This is a genomic window from Microvirga sp. 17 mud 1-3 (genome assembly GCF_003151255.1).
GTDB lineage: Bacteria > Pseudomonadota > Alphaproteobacteria > Rhizobiales > Beijerinckiaceae > Microvirga.
On the sequence record NZ_CP029481.1, the window covers coordinates 223,933 to 244,231 of the forward strand.

Annotated in this window: 19 protein-coding genes; 16 read left to right on the plus strand and 3 right to left on the minus strand. The window is 58.2% G+C overall.

Features of this window, described 5'->3' with window-relative positions:
• The first annotated feature begins 10 nt into the window (after positions 1-10).
• The 10 genes from C4E04_RS01085 (at position 11) to C4E04_RS01130 (ending at position 9,054) form a co-directional block, all read left to right on the plus strand.
• Positions 11-523, plus strand: a complete 513-nt coding sequence (locus C4E04_RS01085) for a hypothetical protein (RefSeq protein ID WP_109594135.1) — start codon at positions 11-13, stop codon at positions 521-523.
• 37 nt (positions 524-560) lie between these two features.
• Entirely contained in the window at positions 561-2,975 is a 2,415-nt protein-coding gene (locus C4E04_RS01090) for a DUF3141 domain-containing protein (protein WP_109594138.1), read from the plus strand.
• A complete protein-coding gene (fabI, locus tag C4E04_RS01095; RefSeq protein WP_109594140.1) occupies positions 2,972-3,778 on the plus strand; it encodes an enoyl-ACP reductase FabI in 807 nt (268 codons plus the stop codon). Before C4E04_RS01090 ends, fabI begins: the two co-directional genes overlap by 4 nt.
• Before the next feature lie 286 nt (positions 3,779-4,064).
• Positions 4,065-5,105 (plus strand): AI-2E family transporter, encoded by a 1,041-nt coding sequence (locus C4E04_RS01100; protein ID WP_245416195.1) that lies wholly within the window; start codon positions 4,065-4,067, stop codon positions 5,103-5,105.
• A gap of 107 nt (positions 5,106-5,212) precedes the next feature.
• Positions 5,213-5,860 carry a CoA transferase subunit A gene (locus tag C4E04_RS01105; RefSeq protein ID WP_109594143.1) on the plus strand — a complete coding sequence of 216 codons (648 nt, stop codon included), beginning with the start codon at positions 5,213-5,215 and terminating at the stop codon, positions 5,858-5,860.
• A 4-nt stretch (positions 5,861-5,864) separates the two neighbouring features.
• On the plus strand, positions 5,865-6,566 hold the full coding sequence (locus C4E04_RS01110; protein ID WP_109594145.1) for a 3-oxoacid CoA-transferase subunit B: 702 nt from the start codon (positions 5,865-5,867) through the stop codon (positions 6,564-6,566).
• Complete coding sequence (locus tag C4E04_RS01115; RefSeq protein WP_109594147.1) at positions 6,563-7,033, plus strand: hypothetical protein; 471 nt, start codon at positions 6,563-6,565, stop codon at positions 7,031-7,033. Before C4E04_RS01110 ends, C4E04_RS01115 begins: the two co-directional genes overlap by 4 nt.
• Positions 7,026-8,258 carry an HlyD family secretion protein gene (locus C4E04_RS01120; protein WP_109594150.1) on the plus strand — a complete coding sequence of 411 codons (1,233 nt, stop codon included), beginning with the start codon at positions 7,026-7,028 and terminating at the stop codon, positions 8,256-8,258. The genes C4E04_RS01115 and C4E04_RS01120 overlap by 8 nt, the downstream gene beginning before the upstream one ends.
• Before the next feature lie 23 nt (positions 8,259-8,281).
• The gene (gene atpC / locus C4E04_RS01125; RefSeq protein WP_109594152.1) at positions 8,282-8,683 is read left to right on the plus strand and encodes an ATP synthase F1 subunit epsilon; all 402 of its coding nucleotides are present in this window, start codon (positions 8,282-8,284) and stop codon (positions 8,681-8,683) included.
• Positions 8,684-8,712: 29 nt separating this feature from the next.
• Positions 8,713-9,054, plus strand: a complete 342-nt coding sequence (locus C4E04_RS01130) for a phasin family protein (protein ID WP_109594153.1) — start codon at positions 8,713-8,715, stop codon at positions 9,052-9,054.
• An 81-nt stretch (positions 9,055-9,135) separates the two neighbouring features.
• Here C4E04_RS01130 and C4E04_RS01135 read toward each other — a convergent pair whose 3' ends face one another.
• From C4E04_RS01135 to C4E04_RS01155, 3 genes are all read right to left on the minus strand, one after another.
• Positions 9,136-9,462, minus strand: coding sequence for a DUF1476 domain-containing protein (locus C4E04_RS01135; protein ID WP_109594155.1), 327 nt, complete (start codon positions 9,460-9,462; stop codon positions 9,136-9,138).
• Positions 9,463-11,455: 1,993 nt separating this feature from the next.
• Positions 11,456-11,881 carry a hypothetical protein gene (locus C4E04_RS01150; protein ID WP_371682025.1) on the minus strand — a complete coding sequence of 142 codons (426 nt, stop codon included), beginning with the start codon at positions 11,879-11,881 and terminating at the stop codon, positions 11,456-11,458.
• Positions 11,882-11,959: 78 nt separating this feature from the next.
• Positions 11,960-12,541, minus strand: coding sequence for a phasin family protein (locus C4E04_RS01155; protein ID WP_109594162.1), 582 nt, complete (start codon positions 12,539-12,541; stop codon positions 11,960-11,962).
• Positions 12,542-13,306: 765 nt separating this feature from the next.
• Between C4E04_RS01155 and C4E04_RS01160 the strand changes: the two genes are divergently transcribed.
• The 6 genes from C4E04_RS01160 (at position 13,307) to C4E04_RS01185 (ending at position 20,298) form a co-directional block, all read left to right on the plus strand.
• Entirely contained in the window at positions 13,307-14,713 is a 1,407-nt protein-coding gene (locus C4E04_RS01160) for an MmgE/PrpD family protein (protein ID WP_210204592.1), read from the plus strand.
• Positions 14,688-15,941, plus strand: coding sequence for a 2-methylaconitate cis-trans isomerase PrpF family protein (locus C4E04_RS01165; RefSeq protein ID WP_109594164.1), 1,254 nt, complete (start codon positions 14,688-14,690; stop codon positions 15,939-15,941). The genes C4E04_RS01160 and C4E04_RS01165 overlap by 26 nt, the downstream gene beginning before the upstream one ends.
• Before the next feature lies 1 nt (position 15,942).
• Positions 15,943-16,746 (plus strand): phosphosulfolactate synthase, encoded by an 804-nt coding sequence (locus C4E04_RS01170; protein WP_109594166.1) that lies wholly within the window; start codon positions 15,943-15,945, stop codon positions 16,744-16,746.
• Positions 16,743-17,651 carry a TrmB family transcriptional regulator gene (locus C4E04_RS01175; protein ID WP_109594168.1) on the plus strand — a complete coding sequence of 303 codons (909 nt, stop codon included), beginning with the start codon at positions 16,743-16,745 and terminating at the stop codon, positions 17,649-17,651. The genes C4E04_RS01170 and C4E04_RS01175 overlap by 4 nt, the downstream gene beginning before the upstream one ends.
• Positions 17,648-19,168, plus strand: a complete 1,521-nt coding sequence (gene tcuA, locus C4E04_RS01180; RefSeq protein WP_109594170.1) for an FAD-dependent tricarballylate dehydrogenase TcuA — start codon at positions 17,648-17,650, stop codon at positions 19,166-19,168. Before C4E04_RS01175 ends, tcuA begins: the two co-directional genes overlap by 4 nt.
• 128 nt (positions 19,169-19,296) lie before the next feature.
• Positions 19,297-20,298, plus strand: coding sequence for an ABC transporter substrate-binding protein (locus tag C4E04_RS01185; protein WP_109594172.1), 1,002 nt, complete (start codon positions 19,297-19,299; stop codon positions 20,296-20,298).
• Position 20,299: the final 1 nt, after the last annotated feature.

Here is a 20,299-nt window from a genome sequence, read left to right on the forward strand (position 1 = left end):
GACTGATGTTATGGAAACTCTGAAGAGCAAGCCGGAGGAATCCAAGGCTCAGCAGGAGCTTGGGGACGAAACGTTCATGTCAGCGGCGGATCTGCGGAACTACATGACAGAGATGCAGATGGCCAAGGCTACTAAGTCGGTTGAAGGCATGGACCGCGCCGAAAAGGCGCGCCAGGACCTGGTTAAGCGACTGGCTGAACCTATCGACCTGACACCGGAGCGACTGAAGGAAATTCTGCAGCCGCTGAAGTCAAAACTGCGGGCAGCGGCGGAGCGAGGGCAGACCGAGCTGATGGTCATGCGCTTTCCCAATGCACTCTGTACGGATCATGGCCGTGCGATCAACAATTCGGATCAGGCTTGGCCCGAAACCCTTACAGGACGCCCGCGCCAAGCTTACGAACTGTGGCGTGACCAGCTCAGAAGCGCCGGATTCAGGTTGAGCGCGATCATTATCGAGTGGCCCGGCGGGCTGCCGGGCGATGTCGGCTTTTTCCTCAAGTGGGGCGACACAAAAAAGTAAGCTTCTCTGAATTCCGGAGCGTGATGGGACAAGTGAGATGCGAGACATCAAACACAGGGCGAGCGAACGAGCGGGTGGCGGGCAGACCCGAATTGAAGAGCTTGCTCGTTCCCAAATGAAGGTCACCGAGGTCTACCATGAGCGATGCACGAAGGCGCTCGAACGCTATCTTGATACCATAAAGGCCGCCGGCGAGCCATTGAGGGAGGCGCCAATCCGTTCAGTGCCGCCTCTGGATCTCTGGCGTGACGCGACCGCCTATTGGCTCGATTCTACGCAGCGCTCAATCCTGTTTTGGGACACGATCCGCCAGCGTGGGAATAACTGGATCGAGCATGAGAAATCCGGCAAGCAGCCATTGCTGGCATTTGACTGGGAGATAGTCGCGGATGCCCGCACGTTCCAGCAGCCTGTAAACTACGCCTTAGTGCGTATCATTCCACCAGCTGGCACCAAAATAGATCCTGATCGGCGGCCCTTCGTCATCATCGACCCCCGGGCAGGCCATGGGCCGGGCATTGGTGGGTTCAAGCAGGACTCGCAGGTCGGGGTAGCACTTAAAGCTGGGTACCCGGTCTACTTTGTCATCTTCTTCCCGGACCCAATGCCCGGACAGACGCTCGCCGACGTCTCACGTGCCGAGGCTGAATTCCTCCGTATTGTAGGTCAGCGCCACCCCAAAGCCCGCAAGCCCGTCCTGTTTGGCAACTGCCAGGGCGGCTGGGCCTCGATGCTGGTCGGTGCGGTCGAGCCGGATCTCGTCGGTCCGATCGTCATCAATGGTGCTCCGATGTCATACTGGGCCGGAAACGACGGCGAAAACCCGATGCGCTACGCTGGTGGAATCCTCGGCGGACTTTGGCCGGCGCTCTTCGCTAGCGATCTCGGCGCCGGCAAGTTCGACGGAGCCTACCTCGTCGAAAATTTTGAGTACCTCAATCCGGCAAATACGTATTTCGACAAGTACTACACGCTGTTCTCGAAGATCGATACTGAGCCGGCGCGCTTCCTCGAGTTCGAACGCTGGTGGGGCGGCTTCTTCCTGATGAACCGCGAGGAAATCAAGTGGATCGTCGAGAACCTTTTTGTCGGGAACAATCTGGCGGTCGGTGACGCCGAGTGGTCCGAGGGACGGGCCTTTGACCTGCGGTCAATCAAGTCACCGATTATCCTGTTCGCATCGTTAGGCGACAACATCACGCCGCCACAGCAGGCTTTCAACTGGGTCGCTGATCTCTATCCGACCACCGAGGCCCTCAAGGCTAATGGACAGGTGATCGTCGGCTTGATGCACGAGAGCGTCGGTCACCTTGGGATTTTCGTTTCCGGCTCGGTTGCGAAGCGCGAATACACCCAGATCGTCGACCTGATCGAGTACATTGAGCATTTGTCGCCGGGACTCTACAGCATGCAGGTTGAGGAGCAGAAAGCGAATGGGAGCGTACACTACGACGTACTGCTGACGGAGCGCAGGGTTGAGGACCTGCATGTCCTGCAGAAATATAGCCGTAAGGACGAGATGCCGTTTGAGGCAGTCGAGAAGACCTCCGAGGCTCTGGCTTCTGCCTATGAGGCTTTTGTCCACCCGCTTGTGGCGCCGATAATGACTCCGGCTGCGGCAGGGATCGCCCGAGCTTTCAATCCCCAGCGCGTCCAGCGCTGGTCCATGTCAGACCTCAATCCCCTCTTGTGGCCCCTCAAAGGCGCGGCCGACATGGCGAAGGCAAACCGTGCCCCACGTGACGAGAATGGTCCGCTGACGATGATGGAACATTTTGCTGCAGCCAATATCTCAGCATCATGGAATCTCTATCGCGATCTGCGCGATGCTGCCGTCGAGAATGCCTTCTTCCGCACCTATGGCCCGGCTAGTATCAGCATGGCGACTGAGGCGAAAGAGCCGGGCGAAGAAGAACCTATTGATGCGCGCAATGCGCCCCTGGTGAAGGAGGCGCTGTCGCATATCGAAGAAGGTGGTCGGAATAGTGCCATGGTCCGTGCAGCGCTTTTGGTCATGAAAGCTGGCACCGGGCGGCGGCGGCTCTCGACCATGAAGCGGACACGTGAACTCATTAGCCAGGACCTTGGCCTTCTCGACATGCCCGCAGATGACGCCCGGGAGATTGTTCGCGAGCAATCCTTCATCGTCGATTTCGAGCCGGTGAGGGCGCTCATGACGCTTCCCAAACTCCTGCGAACCTCCGCCGACCGGCGTGGCCTCCTTGACTTGCTCGACCGCGTGGAGGGCCGGATCGAGGCCAATGCCAAGCAGATCACCTTGCTCGGCGAAATGCGGCACCTTCTTTCGGAAGCTGGAGGAGGCGAGAGGGACGGCAAGGCGATCAGGGCTATGCGGACGACGCGTCCAAAAGAAGTCCATCCTGAATCCGTGTCTAAACAGGGATCCGCCCGTCACAGGCGCTACAGTCGGCGCGCGAGGGCAAGCTCATGAACGATCAGCCATCTGAACTGACGAAGATCGCCGCTCAATCGAAGATCCTGCATGGGAAGCGCGCCCTCGTCATTGGCATAGCCAATGAACATTCAATCGCCTATGGATGCGCAAGGGTATTCCGTCAACTCGGGGCAGAGCTTGCGGTAACCTATCTCAACGAGAAGGCAAAGCCCTATGTCGAGCCTCTCGCGAAGGAGCTCGGAGCATCGATCTTCGCGCCTTGCGACGTATCCCAGGCCGGGCAACTCGAGGCGGTCTTTGAAAGGATCCGAGAAAGTTGGGGCAGCCTCGACATTGCACTACATTCCATTGCCTTCGCCCCGAAGCAAGATCTGCAGGGGCGGCTCGTCGATAGCTCTGACGAAGGATTCAAGGTGGCAATGGATATCTCTTGCCATTCATTCGTCCGCATGGCGCGGCTCGCAGAGCCCCTGATGCCCGAGGGCGGAACACTTTTGGCTATGAGCTATCATGGAGCCAACAAGGTGGTCCCGAACTACAACATGATGGGTCCCGTGAAGGCGGCGCTGGAGAGCGTTGTCCGTTATCTTGCCTATGAGTTAGGCGCCAAACACATCCGGGTGCATGCCGTATCGCCTGGTCCCCTGAAAACTCGGGCGGCTTCGGGATTGAAGGATTTCGACGTGCTTCTCACCGAAGCTATCGAGCGGGCGCCCATTGGCGAGTTGGTGGACATTGATGATGTGGGCCTCACGGCAGCCTACTTGACGACACCGTTCGCTCGGCGGCTGACCGGGACGACGACCTACGTCGACGGCGGGTTGAGCATTATGGCGTGAGGTGGACCCCACAAGGGCGTGAAAACAGGAGCAAACCTGATGGTTTCTATAGTCTCGCCTTTGAACAGGTTCCCCATTCTCGCAGCTCAAGCTTGTCTCTCTCGTAGGCCATTTCGGGCGGGATCCGACAGCAGGTCCTACGAGAACGGTCACCGCCTGCATCGGTTTCTCTGCAGGCCCATGTCTCCTGTCGAGGCGCCCACATGAGGAGGGGACTGTGCGTTCAGTAAATCCCCGCAGTGCAATAAGCAGCCAGGAACGGGCAGACACTCCTGAAGGCTCGTATGTGGAGAAGGCGCTCGGTCTCATCCTACTCCTGGTCCTGGTCATTGGCTGCATCCTGGTTCTTAAGCCGTTCTTGAACGCCATCCTTCTTGCCGTCATTCTCTGTGTGTCGACGTGGAGATTGTTCCGGAAATTCGTGGGCCTGCTTGGTGGGCGGCAGACGTCTGCAGCTTTGCTCATGATCTTACTGGCTACAGGCCTGCTCGTGCTTCCACTCCTAGTTCTGGGCGCAAATCTAGCGGGCGATGTCGCCCGGCTCGCCACCGCTGCTCGCTCTGCCGTCAATCAGGGCCTTCCGCCGCCCAGTTGGCTCGAGCACCTGCCTCTGATCGGGCCAGAGGCGAAACGAATATGGACCCAGGTGTCACAGCAAGGCGCAGAAATTTGGCCGACGCTCGCGCCCTATGTGCGACCGTTGCGTGAATGGACTCTGCGCCAGGGAGCCTCGCTCCTCTCGGGGACGCTCCAGGTCGTGTTCGGCATCGTCTTGGCCTTTTTCCTTTACCGGGATGGCGCTTACGTAGAAAGCCGCCTGGAATGGGCAATGACAAGGTTAGGTGGCTGGCGGGCACGGCGCGTGTTGCGGACCGCTGGAATGACCATTGTCAGCGTAGTGAACGGGGTGATTGGCACCGCCGTCGTGCAGGGAATTCTCCTGGGTGTCAGCTTCTGGCTGGCCGGGGTTCCCGGCGCAATGGTGTTGAGTGCCTTGGGCGTGGTCCTGACCTTGGTACCCCTTGGTCTCGTGGTGCTGTGGGTGCCAGCCGCCCTGTGGCTGATGTCCGAAGACCATACTGAATGGGCTGTATTCGTGGTTGCCTGGAACGGCCTGTTCGTCGGCAATCTGGATAATATCCTTCGCCCATACCTGATCAGCCGTGGGGTCAGAATGCCGATGGTACTGATCTTTTTAGGCGTACTCGGCGGCTTGGTGGCATTTGGAATCGTCGGTGTCTTTCTCGGCCCTGTGCTGCTCGCGGTCGCCTACACCCTGTTTCAGGATTGGGGACGTGCCAGCGAAGCGGCGCCGAGCCCTACCTGATGAACTGCGATGGGAGAGCAGGCCGTAGAATATTCTGTTTCTGCAAGATCCAGCTATATTTCGCCGTTCTTGGCTGGCGGCCGTGCTGCCCCGTGAGGAGGTATTCTGTGAAGACGATTTCTCTTCAAGACGCTGTCGCCATGATCCCCGCCGAAGCCACTCTAATGGTTGGCGGCTTCATGGGGGTTGGAACACCGGAACCGTTGATCGATGAGCTCGTGCGGCAGCAGAAGAGAAATTTGACGGTCATCGCCAATGACACGGCAGCACCGGGCATTGGTGTCGGCAAGTTGATTACGGCCAAGCTTCTGCGGCGGGCGATCGTGAGCCACATTGGTCTCAATCCGGAGACACAGCAGCAGATGCTCGCTGGTGACCTGCGGGTGGATCTCGTCCCTCAAGGCACGCTCTCGGAACGCATCCGCGCCGGCGGCTTCGGGCTTGGGGGTATCCTGACCGCGACTGGTGTCGGTACCATCGTGGCGGAGGGCAAGCAGACAATTGCCATAGACGGCCGTGACTATCTGCTTGAGCCCGCGCTGCGGGCCGACTTCGCGCTCGTGCACGCCTTCATCGCCGACTATCTGGGCAATCTCTCCTACGTCCTCACGGCGCGTAACTTCAACCCACTGATGGCAATGGCAGCCGATACGGTCGTGGTCCAGGCGGAGAATATCGTGCCTGTGGGCGTCGTCTCGCCCGACCATGTCATGACGCCGGCCCCCGTTGTTGACTACCTCGTTGTGAAAGGCTGAAGCCATGGATGCGCAAATGCTCATCGCCAGCCGCATCGCCCAGGAGCTGCGTGATGGGATGCTGGTCAATCTCGGGATTGGCATTCCGACGCTAGTGGCGAACTTCGTCCCAAAGGGAATCCACGTTTTCTTCCAGTCGGAGAATGGCCTCATCGGCACCGGTCCTGTACCGGAACCAGGCATGGCGCTCCCCTGGCTGACCGATGCTGGCGGAAAGCCCGTGACGGCACTTCCAGGTGCTTCCACGTTTGATAGTGCGATGTCGTTCGGACTGATCAGGGGCGGGCATCTCGATCTTACGGTGCTCGGTGGCTTGCAGGTCGATCAGCGCGGGCGGCTCGCCAACTGGATGGTTCCGGGCAGGATGGTGCCCGGAATGGGCGGTGCCATGGACCTCGTGGCCGGGGCAAAACGCGTGATCGTTGCTATGCAGCACACCGCCAAGGGACGCCCAAAGATTGTGCGGGAATGCTCTCTGCCACTCACTTCCAACCGGCCTGTCGACCTCGTTGTTACGGAGCTCGCGGTGATCGGGTTCCCGCGCGGCCGCGCCACCCTGCTCGAGATTCAGAATGGCGTCACGGTCGAGGAGGTTGTCGCCGCAACTGAGGCCGAACTCGAGGTTCCACCGGAACTGTCGCAGTCACCAATCGCGAAGCCCGAACCCGGGGCAGGCGCTATGCCTTCTGTGGGAGAAGCCATATGATCGCGCCGCTCAACCCTGCTGCACCCCACAATCTTCCGATCTTCATCACCGCGCCGGGCGAGACCGACGTTCTCTCTGTTGTCACTGCAGTGTTCCTGCTGCTCGCCGTCTTGTCCGTCGGACTCCTGTTTCTGCGCCTGCACACATTGCCCGAGAGAATTGCTCATCGGGGCCATAAGCTACAGTTCGAGATAGTCGCCGTGTTGGGCCTCCTCGCCTTGTTCACCCATGAGCATATCTTCTGGGTGGCTGGCCTGCTGCTCGCGCTGATCGACATCCCTGACTGGGGGCGGCCGCTTCGGAGAATGGCTGGATCTCTTGAAAAGATGGCTGGCATAGCGCCAGAGCAAGGCGCGGATGTCGTTCCGGACGAGACAGCTCCCGCCGTTGCAGAGGCCAATGGCTCAGCAGAAGTGCCGACGACAGTCATGCCTTATCGCATGCCAAAGGAGCAATCTCATGCTTGAGCTCCTTCTCTGCTCCATGCTGACGATCTTGCCGGATTATCTCTACCGTCGATATGTTCAGGGCAAGCGGATCGGAAAGGAAATCACCCTTTACTCCGTTTGGTTTGAGCTGCGTTGGGGGATCACGCTCTGCCTGATGCTCACGATCGGCCTGATCACGGTAGTTTTCTACAACCATCCTGCGACGGACAACGTGACGGTATTCTTTCGGACCGTCCCAATCCTGCCGGAGACCAACGGGCGCGTTGCCGAGACTTATTTGGGCGTGAGTGGCGAGGTAAAGCAGGGACAACCCATCTTTCGGCTCGACAGCTCAAAGCAGGAGGCAGCTGTGGAAACTGCCCGCCGGAAGATCGCCGAAACGGACGCGGAGATGGCAGTTGCGACAACCGATATCGCGGCCGCAGAAGGCAGGCTCCAGGAGGCTCGGGGCAACTATCAGCAGGCGGTGGACGAACTGGCAACCAAGCAGGAGATCTATCGTCGCAACCCAGGCGCGGTGGCCACGCGCGATATCGAGAAGCTGCAGGTAGCCGTGCAGGGGCGACAGGGGGCTATCGACGCTGCCATTGCTGCCAAGCAACAAGCGGAGGCGCGACTCTCCACGTTGTTGCCCGCCCAGAAAGCCAGTGCCGACGCTGAGTTGGCTCAAGCCGAGGTAGACTTATCGAAAACCATCGTGCGGGCGGGCGTCACAGGCCGAGTGGAGCAGTTCACACTTCGGGTCGGCGATGTGGTTAACCCACTCATGCGTCCGGCTGGCGTCTTAGTTCCAGAAGGGACCGGTCAAGGCCGCCTGCAGGCCGGCTTCAGCCAAGTCGAGGCTCAGGTCTTGAAGCCCGGCATGGTGGCCGAGGTCGCCTGTGCATCGAAGCCCTGGACCGTCATTCCGATGGTGGTGACGGGCGTGCAGGATTACATCGCGGCCGGCCAGCTTCGCAGCGGCGAGCAGTTGATCGATGTGCAGCAGGTAACGCAACCGGGAACCGTCCTCGCCTTCCTGGAACCACTCTATGCAGGCGGGCTCGACGGGGTCGCTCCCGGTAGCAGCTGCTTCGCCAATGCATATAGTAGCCACCATGAGGAAATTATCTCGCCCGAGACCGGCACGATGCAGCGTGTGGTCCTGCACGTGGTGGATGGTGTTGCGCTTGTGCATGCCCTTCTTCTGCGCATCCAAGTGCTGATCTTCCCCATTAGGACCCTCGTATTTGCCGGGCATTGACATCACCATCCAAGGAGGAGAACGTGGCGACTATCCTGTTCGAGCTACTCTCGCCGGAGCGGGTGCTCTTCTCCGGGGAAGTCCGAGCGGTAATGCTGCCGGCCACTGAAGGCGACATGACTGTCATGCCAGGCCACGAGACGACTATGGCGACGCTCAATCCCGGCATTATCGCGGTGACCGATAGCCAGGGACATGGGCATCGCGCCTTTGTCCGCGGCGGGTTCGTCGAAATCACCGGTCGCAGTGTCTCGGTCCTGGCCGAGCGGGCTCTGCCGCCGGAGGAGCTCACGCGCGATCGGCTTGACGAGGAAATTATTCGTCTAGAGACCATGCGCGAAGCCATGCGGGATGATCGGGCACGTCGTGAGGTGGATTTTGCCATTAACCGGCTGGAGCAGGTAAAGACAACTCTGTCATTCTAATGAAGAGGTTCTTTTCAGGAGGATGAACCATGACCACCATGCAGAAAACGTCGAGGTTGTCGGAGGCGCTGCGCAGCGGCGCCGGGACCGCTTTGCCCGATGGCGGTGGCCGAGCCCTGGCAGTCGCCGCGGAAACCTGGTTCGCGGCTACCACCGAATGCCAGCGCGAGATGATCGGCTTTGTCTCTACGCGGCTCGAAAAGGACGGCGAGGTTGCCCGAGAAATAATGGGCTGTAAGAATTTAACGGAGGTCGCGGCTATACAGTCTCGCTGGGTGGAGGAAACTTTGCGTGACTACAGCAACGAGATGGAAAGATTGATGACGATCTGTACGAAGTCCATGAATGGTGGCGCCGGCCGAAAGGCATAACGGCCTCAATGTCTCAGGTGCCTGCTTCACGGACCATGTGCTGGATATCAGGCGAGCCGCGCCGCACAAACAAGCGTCCGCTTACCATGTGCTCGTGCGGACCTGGATCATGGCTGTTGCCATAAGTTCGGACATTTTCTCGCGGATCTGTTCCGTAGTCTGGTGGATGCCGTTCGCCTGAAAGTCGGCATGGAGTTTCTCGACCAAGCCTTCGTCTACAACGCGCGCTACTAAGCTTTGGCCGATCTCATTGATGTAGGCATCGGCTTTCTGGCCCGTGAAGCCGAGTTGAGCGGCGGCCCACTGTCCAAGTAATTTGTTGCGCCGTGCCAGGGCCCTGAACCTCGCTTCCTCATCGTGCGCAAAAACCTGTTCGAAGGCCCGTTCACGATCTTCGAATAGCGTCATGGAGCACCTCCGGTTGGCGGTAACGAAAGGGCTTTTGTTATCATTATACACGAAAAGAGGCGCTCGCTGGACCGAAGCGGTGAGTTGACCCCAAGGCTGCTCCAAGAGCCCGGTGTGCCGTGGGGACCTCTGTCTTGTTGTCAAACTCTCCTGATCCGCTTTACGACCTCGTCCACACCACTATGCCGGTTGGGTGATGGGAGGAGCCAGGGAACTGGATGAGCGTCACTTTCTTGTAATTCTCGCATTGCTATAGCGCAGCCGGGTTCTCTTGCGTGATGACGTGCGACGATCTCTGGCAGCTTGGCCGCATCGCTGCGCAGTCTTCTTTTCGTCTTGCCTCAACCCTGCAAGCCTCGGACGATACGCTCATCTGGTTCGACGATCATCATCGACGTTCGTGGTTGAGAGGCTGCTGTCCTAGTGAAGCCGCTGTGCCGAGCCCGTTTCGCGGATGTGAACGAGCTTGTTGAGCCTGTGCTGGTCCACACCGAGCTCTTCGGCCCATTCATTCAGAGCTGAGCTATACAGCTGGGCGAGGAAGCGCCTCGGGTTGTCCGCAGTGCCTTTCAGTCTCACGAGCTCGTTCAGAGCCCGCCTCAACATCGCACGGTCCACGGTCATTGCCACGCCTCCTTTCAGGGCGCTCAATCTGCAGTTTGGATGCCTGGACTGTCAAAGGGTCAAAAGGCTTAGGAACTGCTTCAACCCGCACCTGACATATGTGCGCTAGAGGCCCGGAAGCTCGGCTCCTATGACATAGGCCATCCGTGATGGCGGCGGGATCGCACAGCCCTTCGTCGCAAAATGCCAAATGCTTGTCTCAGATGATCAAGCACGCTGTCTAGAAGCGATCAGAATGGAACTGCCTCCAGGTTGCTGCCTCGTTCTCTCGTGTGCGCCTGTCAAAGAGGGAGGATTACCATGAACAGGTTTCTCTTAGCTCTGGGTGTTCTCACAGCAAGTACCCTCCTCGTTTCAGTCCCTGCCGATGCTCAGCGTGGGCGGGGGGGCGGGGGTTTCCACATGGGTGGAGGGGGATTTGGTGGAGGGTTCGGCAGAGGTGGATTCGGAGGGGGCGGATTCGGTAGAGGTGGCTTCCAAGGCGGCGGCTTTGGGAGCGCGCGGATCTTTACCCCTCGGCCCGGTATAGGCGGCTTTGGGGGCGCAATGGGAGGTGGTGGCATTCGCCGTGGGGCAATTGGCGTGGTGCCTGGTGGACCGGGCCGCATCGGTGGTTTCGGCCCTGGCGTCGGAGGTTTCCGCCAAGCTGCGATCGGCATCCCGCCTGGACGCATTGGGAACCGTGGCGATTGGAGATATGGCGTACGCCCCGTGGGCTCTTGGGGCCCGCGCTACCCGTACTACGGTGGCCGGTATCCCTATTACGGCCGGTATTATGCGCGCTATCCGTACTATGGCGGTTGGGGGTGGGATTGGGGCCTAGCGACGGGGGCGATCATTGGGGCCGCCGCCACTTATCCATATTATTCGTATCCTTATTATAACGGCTCATATTCCCCGTATCAGACGCCAGTAGCCTCGGCCATTGGTGGATATTGTGTGACCCCTGCCAGAACCTGCGCTCTGATCAATTCAGCGCCTGTTGGGACCGGATGCTCCTGTCGAGTCCCGGGAGGGCGAGCCCGAGGAGTTGTGCAGTGATCCTCGCATGAGGCGGTCAGCGGGCGAGTGGCCGCTCGCTCCGCCTGAGGCCAGGATTCCCTGAATCGAGATAGTTTTCTTCTGTATCGGGCGATATGCTGAATGCTTGCGCGGATGCCCGCCAGTTGCTGCTGACCACTGCGCGAAAATGTTCCAGCGCTTCGGATCTTATGCGCGAACTAAATGTCAACGGCAGACGTAGATCGGATTAGCTTCGGGTAAATTGGGCAGTCCTGCAATTGTCCTGGAAGGAGGTATTCTTCTTGATGGCGAGGAATGTCGATAGAAATCGAGAAAGGGCCCATGCAGGCGGGTATTCCTAGGGATACTATCGTGAGCACAGCCTATACGCGGTGCCGGTTGAATCTTCGGCATTGAAGTAGCGCTTGAGTAAGCCATCTGATTGCAAGCTCATAAGGACACGCACATCATCGCCCGCCACGGCATTCGCGCAGCCGAGAACCAGCAGTTGACGGTCGCCACTTGGTTGAATCGACTTGATGCGGCACGAAGCTTGGGGTGTCGTCAGGCGGTTACCCGAGATGATGAAGGCGGGCGCGAAGATATCGACAGGCTTCTTAAACGCGAGTCCGCTCCTCGTAGAAGCATAGATCTCTGCGCAATCGAGGCTCCCGGGCAGCCAAGCGCCCTGATAGGCTGTCAGGCGTTCCTGTGCTACTGCGACTGAGACCACAGTGAAGGTAAGGGCCAGGCTAAGCCAGATGCCATTGGCGAGTTCCGCAATTCGCATCATGTCCTCCTTCCAACTACGACCCTGGCCTAGCTTCATTTGGCGGAGTCGAATGCTTGGCACCCGCAAAGGCGCATAACGTCACGTCGGGCGGCTTGCTCGCCGGACGGCTCTCTTATCCTGTGTTGTGCTCTCCCCTTGAACGGCGAGCGCCTTAGTGGCCTCGTCAGCCAAGCGGATTGCAATCGCAGCAAAGCGCCGACCTGCTTCTGCACTCTGCTCCAGATTGTTGAGGACCAACGAGCTCCGAACAACGAGAAACTCAGTCATCGACCTGCAACGGGTGAGGGCGTTGAAACCATCCAGGTTTTGCTGCAGGCATCGTTGGTTCAGGCGGAGCCATTCGCGGGAGACATCTTCAAAAACATGAGCAAAAGCCATACTAGTTTCGGCCAAGGCTTGAAGATTCTCCGACGCCTCCAAGGACAATCGGCGGTACTCTCCATCGCCAGACCCGAATCCTTGCATTGTATGATCTGCCGAACACTGAGCTAACTCCGAGATAACTCCGGCGCTCCTCTCGGCTGCATTCTGCAAGATGCATGCTGTCTCTTGCAGGTTCTCAAGGCCAGCCCGTAGTGTATCGGCCATGTCCTCCGCCGCATGGAGCACGACATCATCATGCTGGCGGGCTCGCATCCCCTCTTCGATCATTGCATCCATCCTTTCCCGAGGACCATTCTATTGTCTCCCCCTATGGGCACACGCTCCCGGTCAGAAACAGAAGTATGGGCAAGTCAACGGCCAGCTTGCAGGCCCTTTCTGCAATAGGATCAGGAGACATTTGCAGGATTCACTGTAGGCCAGCCAACGCATGCCGCTTGATCGAAAGGGACAGCTCTTTGGCACTTTGGGTCATGGGAGCTGGCTTGCTTCGGGATGTGCCGCCTATTGAACGTATAATTGATAGACCTGCCCGTCTCTACCAATGCAATTTCGACAAGCCTCGTTCAGATCCACGAGGATCGCCGGACCCAGACGGAGCTGAACTCCTTAGAGACTCTACCGCCTGAATAAAGCGCGACGTCGCGCTAAAGCCAAAGGCCAGAGCTCGACGGTGATCGAGTCTTTTGGAAAATAGTCTCCATTACATTCTAGATCTTGATGTTGATTGAACTTGGTCTCGGATCTCATGGCATTTGTAATTTCGGAAGAATACACAAAATTATAATCGCGCGATTATTTAATTATACGAGATACAGCGCGTGAGCATATTGAATAAGGCCGTGCGCACATACGGTAATTGGATGCTTTTATGAGGGATAAGCTGAAAGAACGTATGGCAAATCAAATTAAGTCTCGGTCGGCTGCAGAGATCGGATGGCTGCGTGGTAGTTGCGAAAAAAACCTCCAATCCATGTTGACAGCAAAATACAGGTAGTGTTGCATGCTACTACCAAGGCGCAAGTCAGAAGGAGCGGAGGCTTGATGAGCAGTCAGGGCGAAACGAACGATGTGCTGAACCGTTTAACGATGCGCTTCGCGGAGCATGTCGCAGCACTCACCTACGATAAGATTCCTCAGGATGTTGTTGCAAAAGCGAAGCTCATTCTTCGTGATGGCGTTGGGAACGAGCTTGCTGCGTCGGCGATCAGCGAACCCGCCAACGCAATGGTCACGCTGGTTAAGGAATGGGGCGGCGCTCCGCAGAGCACGATCATCGGCCACGGCATGAAGGTTCCGACGCCGAATGCCGCGCTGGTCAACGCGATGATGGGGCATGGCATTGAACTCGACGATGCGCATGGCAGCGGACTCATCAAGGCTGGCTCCGTGCTCGTTCCATCGGCCTTCGCCATCGCTGAGCTTTCAGGAGCATCCGGAAAGGACGTTATCACAGGCGTTGTAGCGGGTTATGACGTGGCAGTTCGCATCGCTAAGGCGATCAATCCCGGACACCGCCAGCGTGGTTATCATACCACGGGAACGGTTTCGGCGATCGGTGCCGCCGCCATGGGGGCGAAGCTCCTTGGCTGCAATGCGGAGCAGATTGCTTGGGCCATCGGCCTCGCCTGTATGCAGTCGGCCGGTATCCAATCCTACCTGGACGACCCATGCATGGCCAAACCTTTCAGCCCGGGCAAGGCCGGCTTCAACGGAACGCTCGCTGCAATCATGGCCAGCCGCGGATTTAGCGGACCGAAAAAAGTCCTTGAATCGCGCGAAGGGTTCTTCAACGCCTTCACGGACTCCGTGCGGTTGGAAGATCTGAAAGACAATCTGGGCGAGCACTTCGCCATCATGGAGGTGGGCTTCAAGCCTCACGCCGCCTGTCGTTACGCTCACGGCCCCATTGACCTCGCACAGGAGGCCTATCATCAGGACGGCGTGCGGTTGAGCGACGTGGATCGCATCGTCGTTAGAATGAGCGAACTCGCCATACGCCAGGCTTCCAAGCCCGTCGTCACCAACCTGAATGCAGCCATGGGCAGCACCCAATTCAGTTTGGCTCTGTCGCTTGCTGCCGGCAATAACGGGCTCAAGGAATACTGGGAAGGTTACAAAGATCGCAGTGTTCACGACGGGATGAGCAAGGTCGAACTGCAGGCTGATCCTGCCTATGGTCTCGGTGGACGCCAATCTGTGATCGAGATCACTCTGAAGGACGGGCGGAAGGTTACAAGATCTTCTCAGGAGCCGAAGGGTGAGCCGACTAACGCGCTCACGAACGAGGAACTGGAGCGTAAATTCCTTGCGATGACGACGATGGTCGTCGACGAGGCACAGGCTTGGCATCTCGGCGAGTTGGTCATGAAGCTGGAACAGCAAGCCAAGGCTGCCGTGGTTCCGCAAGCGACGGTGGTGGACAATGGCCCTGCTCTCCGTGCAGCCTGACGGCGATAGCCACATTCGCGATGTCCCGCCCGTGTATCTCACGGGCGGGAGCGAGCAGATCCCTATCCGCTGCGCCTTCATGCGGGGCGGATCCAGCAGGGGCGGCTTCTTTCTCGCAGACGATCTCCCGGAGGACGAAGCAGAGCGCCATGCGATCCTGCTCGCCGCCTATGGATCGCCGGATGAGCGACAAATTGACGGCATCGGCGGGTCGGATCCGCTGACGAGCAAAGCCGCTGTCGTCGCCAAGTCTTCCAGAAGCGATGCAGACGTCGAGTACACCTTTTACCAGGTCGGAATTGACCGGCCGACGGTTTCGACCGGGGGAAACTGCGGCAACATGCTTGCTGCCGTGGGGCCGTTCGCAATTCTCCGCGGCCTGGTTCCGGTGACAGAGCCGGAAACCATCGTGCGGATCTATACTACCAATACACGCCAGGTCATCACGGCCCGTATCCCTATCCGAGATGGCATTGCCGGTTGTGAAGGGGATTGTGCCATTGCGGGTGTTCCGGACCCTGGCGCGGCGATCGGACTCGATTTCGGGGATTGCAGTGGGGCGGTCTCAGGCCGGCTCTTGCCGACTGGAAATGCGCGGGATGAAATCGAGATCGAAGGGAACCGGATCTCGGTTTCTCTGATCGATGCAGCCACGCCATTCGTCTTCGTTCGCGCTGATGACATAGGTGCAACCGGTATAGAAACTCCGGAGGTTCTGCGCAGTAATCTCGAGATTATGCAGCGGCTCGAGCAGGTACGGGGCTGGGCCGCGAAGGTCCTTGGGCTTGTTCAGGATGCGACGCAGGCCCAGGCTGTCAGCCCGAATATTCCCCGCGTCATGATGATCGCACCGCCGACCTCCTATCCGACCGTGAGCGGTAACTTAGTGGCAGCATCCGACGTCGACATCTGTGTTCGGCAGCTCGCCATGCAGCGGCCACACAAGGCCTTAGCAGTGACAGGGGCTGTCTGCGCCGCGGTCGCTTGCGCTGTGCCAAGTTCTGTCGTTGCAGAAATAGTTGGAAAGGCCTCGAATGAGGTTCGCCTTGGCCATCCCAGCGGTGTTCTCCGCGTCGCCTCCAAGACAAGTCGGACTCCTGAGGGACAGCTCGTGATCGAAAGCGCGCAGATAGAGCGAACCGCCAGGCTGATCATGGACGGAACGGTACTCGTGCGGCGTCGCAAGATCGAGCAGTTGCGGGATACCCTTCGTGGGCTGGAGGCTTAAGATGGATAACACGAAGCCTTCGACCTTTTCTCTTCCCCCACGGGGGGTGAAGCCCCGCGAGAAAGGGATCACGGCGGTCATCGATTACGGTCCCGATGGCTTCGGTTGGACTGGCGAGCGCGGAATCGCCGATCTCCTCAGTTGCGCGGCCGAATATATCGACTTTGCCAAGATCTATGCGCTCAATGCTCTTCTCATGCCAAGCGAAGTCGTCAAGCGCATCGTCAAGCTCTACCGCGATTCCGACGTCGTATGCTATTCGGGAGGTATCCTCTTCGAATATGCCTACCAGAGGAACGAACTTGATCTCTACGCGGCTCATGTAGGGCGCCTTGGCTTCGGCGCAGTGGAGATATCAGAGAACTACATCGAGCTCGGCAAGGCTGAGCGGCTTTCTTTAGTCGACCGCTTTCAGAAGCAAGGATTGTCCGTCATCTACGAATTTGGACGAAAAAACCCCGAGCACGCGATGCAGATCGATGAACTCGGTTCGCTCGTCACGTCCATGAGGGATGTCGGCGTGGAGCACGTGATCATCGAGCAATCGGAAATCGACATGGCTGCGGCTGCAAAGCCGGAATCGCTGAGGGACTTGGCGGCCGCCCCCTGGTTCGCCAATATCTTGGTCGAAACCGACCCCTACCGATTCCCGGCTCAACACGTCGGAATGCTCAAAGACTTCGGAGCAGGCGTCAATTTGGCGAATGTCGCTCCAGGTCAGGCTCTTCGACTCGAAGGGCTGCGCAGAGGCATCGGTCGGGCAGTCAACTACTCGATCCTTGCGGATGAAAGACATTTACAATGACTGATAGCCCCGCCAATGCCGGAGAAGTTCTCTTGGAGCTTCAGGAACTTGGCTTCAGCGAGTACGAGGCCCGTGCCTACCTCGCCTTGTTGAAGTTGAAGGTCGCGACCGCCTATGAGGTTAGCAAGACGGCAGGTTTGCCTAAAGCCAACGCTTATTCTGTGCTCGATGTGCTGAGCCAAAAGCAGGCGGTACAGCCTGTATCGGAAAATCCGGTCCGCTACGTTCCGGTTGCTCCCGACATCCTGTTCGAGCGCATTGCGGCTACGACGCGGCGTCGATGCGCTAAAATCGTCGAGCAGTTGCCGCAACTCTCCCAATCCAAGGATCAGGAGTATGTTTGGAATATCTCCGGAGAGGACGCCATCCACGCCAAGATCGAGGCGATGATCGATGCGGCAACGACCCATGTTTGGGTCAAGTCCGCAGAGTCTCTTCTGGAAGTTCATCGGGATGCCCTGGAGCGTGCCGCAAGCCGCGGGGTCGCAATCCTCATCATTCTGTTCGGCGAGAACCCTGAACGGTTCCGCTTCGGGGCCAGCTCCCAGACCTTCCTTCACGAAGGCAACGGTATTCCCGTCGGCATCGCGCCTCATCTCATTACAATCACGGTGGACTACCAGGAAGCTCTCGTGGCGGAGTTTCGAGGAAGTCCAAACGGCTCCTATACGCGAAACACGCCGATTGTGAATCTGGCCGACACACTTCTGCGGCACGAAATTTACTTCGCCGAAATCTTCGAGGCCTTCGGCCAGCAGATTCAGAAAGCCTTTGGTACAGCGCTGATCAATCTCCGGCGGAAATATCTTCCGGACCAGCAGGCGCTTGAGCTTGAGGCAAGACTTCGGCGCCAGGAAGGCCCCACCAGTGTCGCGTCAAAGAAACAGAAGGTCAGAACTCCATGAGAAGTTGGGCGAATGAACCCACAGTCGATGTGATCGTCGTCGGGGCTGGAAATGCTGCCGCATGTGCAGCTCTCGCGGCTCGGGACGATGGCGCAACCGTCCTGATGCTGGAGGCAGCACCGAGAGAGGAGCGTGGAGGAAATTCCACCTATACGGCAGGAGCCATGCGCTACGTCTTCAACGGGGTCGACGACGTGCGTTCCGTCGTGCCGGATCTTACGCCGGACGTGATTGAAAACACCGACTTCGGCGCATACACGGAGGAAGATTTCTTCGACGACATGTTCCGTGTCACACAGTACAGGACCGACCCTGTTCTCGTGGAAATCCTGGTTAGGCAGAGTCTGCCGACCCTGCAATGGATGCGACATCAAGGCGTCCGCTTCCAGACAAGCCATGGCCGTCAGGCATATAAAGTCGATGGTCGCTTCAAGTTCTGGGGCGGGCTCAGTGTCGAGGTGTGGGGCGGGGGGCCAGGGTTGGTCGATATGCTTCATACATCCCTTGAGAAGAAGGGCGTGCAGGTTGCTTACGAAACAAACGCGGTTGCGCTCATTACAGACGATCAGGGGGTGTGCGGCGTTCGGGTGAAGCAGAATGGTCAGACACGAGACCTTCACGCCAAGGCAGTCGTCCTAGCCTGCGGCGGCTTCGAGTCGAATGCAGAAATGCGGGCGCGGTATTTGGGGCCCAATTGGGATCTCGCCAAAGTCCGCGGAACGCGCTTCAATACGGGCAATGGCATCCGGATGGCGCTGGACATCGGCGCTATGCCCTGCGGCCACTGGTCGGGGGCGCATGCAGTTGGCTGGGATCAGAATGCGCCCGCCTTCGGAGACCTCGCCGTGGGCGATGCGTTCCAGAAGCACAGTTATCCCTTCGGTATTCTTATTAATGCTCGCGGTGAACGCTTCGTGGATGAGGGTGCCGATTTTCGCAATTATACCTATGCCAAGTACGGCCGCGAGATTCTCAATCAGCCAGGACAGTTTGCGTGGCAAGTGTTCGACGCGAAGGTGTCGCATCTTCTGCGCGACGAATATCGTATCCGTCAGATCACAAAGGTGAGTGCCGATACGCTGGAAGACCTTGCCGACCGCATGGACGGTGTCGATCGCGAAGGCTTCATGCGCACCGTACTGGAGTATAATGCGGCTGTTCGGCAAGAGGTGCCGTTCAATCCGAATACCAAGGACGGTCGGTCGGCGGAAGGCATTTCGCCCCGCAAATCCCATTGGGCAAACACCATCGATACCGGACCTTTCGAGGCCTATGCTGTCACGTGTGGTGTCACATTCACCTTTGGCGGCCTGAAGATCAACGAAAACGCTCAGGTCGAGGAGACATCCGGTCAGTCCATCCCAGGACTTTTCGCCGCCGGTGAACTCGTTGGCGGGCTATTCTATCATAATTATCCAGGAGGAACGGGGCTGACCTCTGGCGCAGTCTTCGGGAAAATCGCCGGCAGGGAAGCTGCGGCTTTCGCAAAGCAGGAGAGGAGCCGCACCGCGGCCTGACAGAATTGCAAAGAGAGACTTCGGATCAACGTGACGGGAGATGAGCGTTACGCAAGAATAAGAGCCGGATAGCGGTCGGATAAGTGCTCCCATGGGGAGACAAACAACGATCAACGGAGGAAGACGCCATGAAGCATACTATATCGAAACTCGTCGGGTGTGCCGCAGCTATCACGATCGGGACGTGCTTGGCCTTAGGCGCTGTCGCGCAGGAGAAACCGGCCACCATCCGCGTCGGCATCCAATCTGTTCCTCCGGATGAAGTCTATGCGGCTCGCGACTGGGGTGGACCTTATAATCTCAAGGTCGATATCAGCTCCTTCAGCTCTGGCGCAGATATCCTTAAAGCTTTTCTCGGCGAGCAGCTGGATGTCGGCAACGGCGGTTCGGCTCGGTTGGTCACAATGGCTGCTCAGCAGCCTGAGAAATTCTACATCGTCGCGGCAAATCAGTATGGGGGCGACCGCTACGGCGTTATCGTCAAAAAGGACTCTCCCACCACATCGGTAAAAGAGCTGAAAGGGAAAAAGATCGGCGCCGTGACAGGCTCCGGCACATACAATACGTTTCGAGTTTATCTCGAGCAGAATGGGATGAAGGAGAGCGATTTTCAGATCGTCAACATGAAGGTCGAAGATCTACGTTCGGCCGTGCAGCAGGGTCTCATCGATGCCGCGGTCGCGTGGGAGCCGCATGTGGCGATCGCTGAGACGATGGGCGTCGTCAAGCGCATCCAATCCATGGATGGCGTCAACGAGAGCCCGAACTTCGTTCTCGTCAGCCGGGATTTTGTAGAGAAGAATCGGGACGCAGTAATCCGCTATGTGGCGACCTTGATTGACCTCGGCAATCTTATCAAGAACAAGCCGGAAGAAGCCGGAAAGCTTGCCGCACAGCAAATCAGCAAGAAGGGTGTCGAGACCGACCCCAAGGCGCTTGAGCTGTCGCTGACCCGGATCAAGATGGACCCGAAGGTTACAGACAACCTTCTCGGGGAACTCATTCCCATTGCAGAATCGATGCGAGCTGCAGGCAAGTTGAAGGAGGTTCCCGAGTTCAAGAAGCTCGTCCGTGAGGACATCTTTGAAGAGGCACTCAAGCTATCGTCCGCAGCTAACAAGGGGAACTGAC

What these genes read in the sequence shown, in the direction of transcription:
- C4E04_RS01085 (WP_109594135.1), top strand. Translation starts at nt 11, where the DNA reads ATGGAAACTCTGAAGAGCAAGCCGGAGGAATCCAAGGCTCAGCAGGAG.
- C4E04_RS01185 (WP_109594172.1), top strand. Translation starts at nt 19,297, where the DNA reads ATGAAGCATACTATATCGAAACTCGTCGGGTGTGCCGCAGCTATCACG.
- C4E04_RS01165 (WP_109594164.1), top strand. Translation starts at nt 14,688, where the DNA reads ATGGCCCTGCTCTCCGTGCAGCCTGACGGCGATAGCCACATTCGCGAT.
- C4E04_RS01175 (WP_109594168.1), top strand. Translation starts at nt 16,743, where the DNA reads ATGACTGATAGCCCCGCCAATGCCGGAGAAGTTCTCTTGGAGCTTCAG.
- C4E04_RS01130 (WP_109594153.1), top strand. Translation starts at nt 8,713, where the DNA reads ATGACCACCATGCAGAAAACGTCGAGGTTGTCGGAGGCGCTGCGCAGC.
- C4E04_RS01090 (WP_109594138.1), top strand. Translation starts at nt 561, where the DNA reads ATGCGAGACATCAAACACAGGGCGAGCGAACGAGCGGGTGGCGGGCAG.
- fabI (WP_109594140.1), top strand. Translation starts at nt 2,972, where the DNA reads ATGAACGATCAGCCATCTGAACTGACGAAGATCGCCGCTCAATCGAAG.
- C4E04_RS01150 (WP_371682025.1), bottom strand. Translation starts at nt 11,881, where the DNA reads ATGATGCGAATTGCGGAACTCGCCAATGGCATCTGGCTTAGCCTGGCC.
- C4E04_RS01160 (WP_210204592.1), top strand. Translation starts at nt 13,307, where the DNA reads ATGAGCAGTCAGGGCGAAACGAACGATGTGCTGAACCGTTTAACGATG.
- C4E04_RS01115 (WP_109594147.1), top strand. Translation starts at nt 6,563, where the DNA reads ATGATCGCGCCGCTCAACCCTGCTGCACCCCACAATCTTCCGATCTTC.
- C4E04_RS01170 (WP_109594166.1), top strand. Translation starts at nt 15,943, where the DNA reads ATGGATAACACGAAGCCTTCGACCTTTTCTCTTCCCCCACGGGGGGTG.
- C4E04_RS01110 (WP_109594145.1), top strand. Translation starts at nt 5,865, where the DNA reads ATGGATGCGCAAATGCTCATCGCCAGCCGCATCGCCCAGGAGCTGCGT.
- C4E04_RS01135 (WP_109594155.1), bottom strand. Translation starts at nt 9,462, where the DNA reads ATGACGCTATTCGAAGATCGTGAACGGGCCTTCGAACAGGTTTTTGCG.
- tcuA (WP_109594170.1), top strand. Translation starts at nt 17,648, where the DNA reads ATGAGAAGTTGGGCGAATGAACCCACAGTCGATGTGATCGTCGTCGGG.
- C4E04_RS01120 (WP_109594150.1), top strand. Translation starts at nt 7,026, where the DNA reads ATGCTTGAGCTCCTTCTCTGCTCCATGCTGACGATCTTGCCGGATTAT.
- C4E04_RS01155 (WP_109594162.1), bottom strand. Translation starts at nt 12,541, where the DNA reads ATGGATGCAATGATCGAAGAGGGGATGCGAGCCCGCCAGCATGATGAT.